The sequence below is a fragment of the Streptomyces sp. KL116D genome, assembly GCF_030766975.1.
In the GTDB taxonomy this organism is placed as follows: domain Bacteria; phylum Actinomycetota; class Actinomycetes; order Streptomycetales; family Streptomycetaceae; genus Streptomyces; species Streptomyces longispororuber_A.
The window spans coordinates 48,392-54,716 of record NZ_JASERH010000097.1; the positions used below are offsets into that span (position 1 = coordinate 48,392).

General features: G+C 71.7%; 5 protein-coding genes. All 5 read right to left on the reverse strand.

The features are described 5' to 3' along the window. Positions 1-2: 2 nt before the first annotated feature. Positions 3-815 (reverse strand): cyclopropane-fatty-acyl-phospholipid synthase family protein, encoded by an 813-nt coding sequence (locus RBJ77_RS39140; protein WP_255977759.1) that lies wholly within the window; start codon positions 813-815, stop codon positions 3-5. Positions 816-867: 52 nt separating this feature from the next. Further along, entirely contained in the window at positions 868-1,860 is a 993-nt protein-coding gene (locus RBJ77_RS39145; RefSeq protein WP_372349334.1) for an aldo/keto reductase, read from the reverse strand. After that, positions 1,857-4,313: a glycoside hydrolase family 3 C-terminal domain-containing protein gene (locus RBJ77_RS39150; RefSeq protein ID WP_372349335.1), complete on the reverse strand. Its 2,457-nt coding sequence runs from the start codon at positions 4,311-4,313 to the stop codon at positions 1,857-1,859. The genes RBJ77_RS39145 and RBJ77_RS39150 overlap by 4 nt, the downstream gene beginning before the upstream one ends. A 136-nt stretch (positions 4,314-4,449) precedes the next feature. Then, complete coding sequence (locus RBJ77_RS39155) at positions 4,450-5,721, reverse strand: activator-dependent family glycosyltransferase (protein WP_372349336.1); 1,272 nt, start codon at positions 5,719-5,721, stop codon at positions 4,450-4,452. Between the two features lie 9 nt (positions 5,722-5,730). After that, positions 5,731-6,325, reverse strand: a 595-nt coding sequence (locus RBJ77_RS39160; protein WP_372349337.1) for a cytochrome P450, incomplete at its 5' end; no start/stop codon positions are given.

The following is a 6,325-nucleotide window of genomic DNA, read 5'->3' on the forward strand; positions in this document are numbered from 1 at the left end:
TTTCAGTCCGTGGTGACCGTGGCGAGGAGGTAGCCGTAGGACTTGGGGACGCGGACGCCGTCCACCATGCGCTCGAACTCCTCGGGGCCGGTCATCTGGATGACGTCGTCCTTGCGGGCCAGCAGGGCGGCGGCGATGCTCTCCCGGACCGCCTGCGGGGCCAGGGTGTTGGCGGTGACGTCGGTGAACTCCTTGATGACGAGGCCCGCCTGCTCGATGACGGCCCGGTAGTCGGCCATCTCGGGGCTGGTGATGATCTCCTGGAACGTCAGCTCGGTGTCGGGCTGGCTGAACATGTCGGCGAGGACGAGCGTCGAGCCGGGGCGCAGCACGCGCTTGATCTCGCGCAGGACCTTCTCCTTGTCCGGCATGTGGATCAGCGACTCGAAGGCCCAGGCGCCGTCGAACGACGCGTCGGGGAAGGGGAGTTCGGCCGCGTCGGCGTGCCGGAAGCTCACCCGGTCGGCGAGGCCCCGCTCGGCCGCCCGCTCACCCGCGCGGCCGACCTGGTACGAGCTGATGGAGATGCCGACGACCTCGACGTCGGCCGCCCCGGCGAGCCGGAAGGCCGGCTCGCCGACGCCGCAGCCCACATCCAGGATGCGCTGTCCCGGGCGCGGGGCGAGGCGGGTGATCAGCTGGTCGGTGAGCTGGTCGGTGGCCTTCTCGATGGGGGCGTCGTCGGCGTCGTCGAGCCAGTAGCCGACGTGCAGGTTGTCGCCCCAGATGTCCCTGAACGTCTCGGTGAAGTTGTCGTAGAAGTCGACGACCTTCTCCTCGACGGTCTCCTCGTTCGCCTGCGCTCCGGAAGTCATTCGATCCGTCCTTCGTTTCGTGGTCGCGGTGGTTCTCACCGGGTGGTGGTCGTCAGTCGGCCCAGGCCTCGGGCCCCGGGCCGCCCCGGCCGACCGGCGGGAAGATCCGGTCGAGCTCGGCGAGTTGGTCGTCGTCGAGGCGCAGCTCCGTGGCGCGCAGCGCCGAGTCGAGGTGCTCGACGGTGCGCGGTCCGATGACGGCGCCGGTGATGCCCGGCCGGGACAGCACCCAGGACAGGCCGACCTCCGCGGGCGGCCGGCCGATGCGGTCGCAGAACGCCTCGTACGCCTCGATGGCGGGCCGCAGCGCGGGCAGCAGCACCTGCGCCCGGCCCTGGGCGGACTTCACCGCGGTGCCCGCCGCCAGTTTGCCGAGGACGCCGCTGAGGAGGCCGCCGTGCAGCGGTGACCAGGCGAGGGTCGCCAGGCCGTGGTGGCGGGCGGCCGGCAGGACCTCCAGTTCGGCGTGCCGGACCGCCAGGTTGTAGAGGCACTGTTCGGAGGCGAGGCCCAGCGTGTTGCGGCGGTGGGCGCTCGCCTGCGCCTCGGAGATGTGCCAGCCGGCGAAGTTGGAGGAGCCGACGTAGCAGACCTTGCCGCTCGCCACGAGGTTCTCCATGGCCTGCCAGACCTCGTCCCACGGTGCGGCGCGGTCGATGCGGTGCATCTGGTAGAGGTCGATGCAGTCCACGCCGAGCCGGCGCAGGGACTGTTCGCAGGCGGTGACGATGTGGCGGGCGGACAGGCCGCCGTCGTTGATCCGTTCGCTCATCTCGCCGCCGACCTTGGTGGCGAGCACGACGTCGTCCCGGCGGCCGCTCTTGGCGAGCCAGTGCCCGACGAGTTCCTCGGTGTGACCCTTGTGCACGCGCCAGCCGTAGATGTCGGCGGTGTCCACGCAGTTGATGCCGCGGTCGAGGGCCTCGTCCATCAGCCGCAGGGCGTCGTCGTCCTCGACCCGGCCGCTGAAGTTGACGGTGCCGAGCCAGAGCCGGCTCACCCGGGTGGCGAGGCGGCCGAGGCGTACGTACGCGCCGGTCGTCACGGGCGCTTCTTCTTGGCAGGGCGGTCGGCCGCGACGGTGGCGGTGAGCCGGATGTCGTCGGACGAGGACCCGATCAGGACGCGCCGCTCGCCACCGGCGAGCTTCCAGCCGTCGGCCGACGTGTCCCAGTACTGCAGGGCGCGTTCGGCGACGTGGATGCGGACGCGGCGGGACTCGCCGGCCTTCAGCGCGACCTTCTCGTAGCCGGCCAGTGCCTTGTCCGCCTGGTCGAGCCGGAGTTTCGGGCTGGGGCCGAGGTAGACCTGCACCACGTCGCTGCCCGCCCGCTTGCCCGTGTTGCGCACGGTCACGTCGACGTCGAGGCCGTCAGGGGTGCGGGTCACGGTCTGCTTCTCGTACGCGAAGGACGTGTACGACAGGCCGTGGCCGAACGGGAAGAGCGGCTCGACGCCCTGGTGGTCGTACCAGCGGTAGCCGGTGTAGATGCCTTCGGTCTGCCGGACGACGTTGTCGACGCCGGGGTAGCGCTCGGGGTCGCCGGCGACGGGCGTCTGCTGCTCGGAGGCGGGGAAGGTCTGGCTGAGCCGGCCGCCGGGTTCGGCGTCGCCGAACAGCAGGTCGGCGGTGGCCTCCGCACCGGCCTGGCCGGGGTACCACATGTCGAGGACGGCCTTCGTTCTGTCGAGCCAGGGCATGGTGATGGACGATCCGGTGTTCAGCACGACGATCGTGCGGGGGTTGACGGCCGTGACGGCCTTGATCAGTTCGTCCTGGCGGCCGGGCAGGGACAGGGAGGTGCGGTCGCTGCCCTCGGCGCCGTCGTCGTAGGCGAAGACCACCGCGGTGGACGCCTCGCGGGCGACGGCGACGGCCCGGTCGATGGCTTCCTGGGCCTTGGCCGGGGTCACCCAGCGCAGGTCGAGCGTCATCGGCTTGCCGACCACCGCGCCGCCGCTGATCTTGACGGTGTGGGTGCCGGCGGTCAGCCGCAGCGGGACGCTGGTGAGCTTGCCGAACACCTCGCCGATGCTGATGGGCGTGTGGTCGTCGATCTGGATGGCGCCGTTGCCGCCGGTGACGCGGGCCGCGATGCGGTAGAGCCCGTCCTCCGGCACGGTCAGCTTGCCGTCGTAGATGACGCCCGCCTGCGCGGGGTCGAGGACCGTGCCCGAGGTGAAGTCGGGCTCCAGGGCGGACGCCGGGATCGGCTCGCCCTCCAGCGTCTCGCCCTCGGCGTAGGAGACGTGCGCGTCGGCGCCGAGCTTCTTCTTGATGGTGTCCAGCGGCGGAGTGGCCACGTCGGGGACGATGTAGGAGCTGCCGAGCCCCGTCACCTTGGGGTCCTTGGCCGACGGGCCGATCACCGCGAGGTCGTCCGTCGTCGCCGCGTCGAGCGGCAGCGTGCGGTCCTGGTTGCGCAGCAGGACGGCGCCGGCCTCGGCGACCTTCTCCGCCACCGCGGTGCCGCCGGCGACGTCGCGCTCGGGCCGCGGCGCCGGGTTCTCGTCGAGGAGGCCGAAGCGCTCCATCTGGCCGACGATCCGGGTCACCGCGCGGTCGAGGACCGCCATGGGGACGGTGCCGTCGGTGACGGCCTTCTTCAGCGTGTCACCGAAGTACTTGCCGCCGGGGACCTCGCCGCCGGGCGGGATGGCGACGGTCGAGTCGATGCCGAGTTCCTGGTCGAGGCCCTGGGTGATGGCGTCCGTGCTCTGGGTGGCCAGCCAGTCGGAGGTGACCCAGCCCTGGAAGTCCAGCTGCTCGCGGAGGATGCCGTTCAGCAAGTGCCCGTTGCCGCAGGCGGGTTCGCCGTTCACCTTGTTGTAGGCGCACATCACGGAGGCGGCGCCGGCCTTGACGGCGGCCTCGAAGCCGGGGATCTCGGTCTCCTGGAGGGTGCGTTCGTCGACCTTGACGTCGACGCCCATGCGGTTGTCCTCCTGGGTGTTGGCGGCGTAGTGCTTGACCGTCGCCATCAGGCCCTGGCTCTGGATGCCCTTGACCTCGGCGGCCGCGGTGCGCCCGGTGAGGAGCGGGTCCTCGCTGAACGTCTCGAAGTTCCGGCCGGCCTGCGGCACCCGGATGCTGTTCACCATCGGCGCGTAGATCACGTCCACGCCGAACGCCCGGCCCTCCCGGCCGAGGACCTGTCCGTACTGCCGGGCGAGCCCCTCGTCGAAGGAGGAGGCGAGGCTGACGGGGGCGGGCATCGCGATCGACGGACGGTGGATCGTCGCGCCCGCGGGCCCGTCGGTGGCGCGCACCTCGGGAATGCCGAGGCGCGGCACGCCCGGCAGATAGACCAGGGCCGTCGGGTCAGTGGTGGAGTAGTCCCAGTGCACGAACGAGAGCTTCTCGTCGAGCGTCATCCGGCCGACGAGTTCGTCGGCGTGGCCGTCCGCGGTACGTCCGGGGGATGCCGGGGCGGCCCCCAGATTCAGCAGTGCGAGAACCGTCAGGAATACGGAGGGCACCCATATTCGTCGTTTCATTTCCCTCTCCCCGGCATATGGCGTCGCCGCGTCCAAGAAATAGCGACGGCGGCGACGCTAGCGAGATCGTTGTGCGCACCACAAGGCGCCTCGTCCCCAACTCAAGCTGGGCACGAGCGAGTTACTAAGGTGTATTTCAGCGAGCCCGGTGCTGCGCGGTCAGCCGTTCCAGGACCGGCACGACTTCGGTGGGCGCGGGCTCGGAAAGAATCTCGTCGCGCACTTTCGCGGCACCCTCACGAAATGCGGGATCGTCCAGGACGCGGACGACGCTTTCCCGGAATCGGTCGACCGTGAGTTCCCCGACCGGAAGGGACACGGCCATGCCCGCTTCCGCGGCGAGCCGGCCCCGTTCGTCGGTGTCCCAGCCGTGCGGCAGCAGCACCTGCGGCACGCCGTGCACCGCCGCGGTGTGCCAGGTGCCGGGGCCGCCGTGGTGGGCGATCGCGTCGCAGGTGGGCAGCAGGGCGTGCATGGGCACGAAGTCGACGGTGCGGACGTTGTCGGGGACGCGGGCGACCGATTCCAGCTGGTGGGCGTCGAGTGTGGCGACGAACTCGGCGTCGATGTCGGCGACGGCCTCCAGGAGTTCCCCGGTCGCGATGGCCTCGACGCCGCTGTCGCGGCCGCCGACGCCGAGCGTGAGGCACACCCGGCGCCGGGCCGGTGGCTTCTGCAGCCAGTCCGGTACGACGGCCGGGCCGTTGTAGTCGACGTAGCGCATGCCCACGGTCGGCAGGCCCAGGTCGAGGCGCATGCTGGCCGGGACGGGGTCGATGGTCCACTGGCCGACGGCCATCTCCTCGTCGAACTCCGGGCCCGGCCGCACCCCGTGGCGCTCCAGGGTCCAGTCGATCCACTCCGCGAAGGGGTCCTCGCGGTGCTCGGGCTCCTGGCGGCCGAGCAGGGCCTGGAAGGCCCTGCGGGACTTCGTGGTGATGTCCGGGCCCCACAGCAGCCGGGCGTGGGCCGCTCCGGTGACCTTGGCCGCGATCGGGGCGGCGAAGGTCAGCGGTTCCCAGACCAGCAGGTCGGGCTGCCAGGTGCGGCAGAAGTCGACCATGCCGTCGATCAGCGAGTCGGGGGTCATCAGCGCGAAGAGGTTGGGGGTCAGGGCGGTCTGCATGCCCAGCAGGTGGTCCCAGCCCGCGTTCGCCAGCGTGTCGTCGGCGAAGTCCAGGGACCGCACGTACTTGATCATGTCTTCGCCGACCGCGGTCATGTGCCCGACCAGGTCGACGTCCTGGCCGACGGGCACCGCCGTCAGACCGGCGGCGGTGGTGATCTCGGTCAGCCCGGGCGAGCCGACGACGCGGACCTCGTGGCCGGCGGCCCGGCAGGCCCAGGCGAGCGGTACGAGCGGGTAGAAGTGGGTCTTGCTCGTCATGGCGGAGAACACGATGCGCATCGGAAGTCCTTAGATCTCGACCGGGCACCGGCTGATGCCCCGCAGTACGGGCGAACGGCGGCGGTGCACCACGGGGCCGGTGAGCGTGGTGCCGGGCAGCTTCCCGGCGAGGACGCGCAGGGCCGCGGCGGCGTGCCGGGCGGCGAACTCGTCGAGTCCGTCGGGGTGGTTGAGGCCCGAGACGAGGGCGGGGCGCGGGTCCGCGCGGTCCACGTCGAACCGGTCGGGCGCGGTGAACACGTCCGGGTCGCGGTTGGCCGCCGCGACGGCGACCACCACCTCGTCCCCGGCCACGACGTCGGTCCCGCCGACCGTCTGCCCGACGGTGGCGTGCCGGACTTCGAGGTGGGCGGGGGGTGCGGTGCGCAGCGTCTCGGCGACGATGCGGTCCGCCAGTTCGGGGTCGGCGGCGAGGCGGTCGGCGAGGCCGGGGGTGCGCAGGGTGGCGAGCACGGCGTTGACCACGGTGTTGGCCGCCATCTCGCAGCCGGCCGCCGCCAGGACGCCGTCGGCGCCCGCCAGTCGGCGCAACGAGTCGAGGGCGGCCACCGTGCGCTCGGTCCCGGCCAGTGTCTGCGGGGTCAGCCGGGCGTCGGGGGCCGTG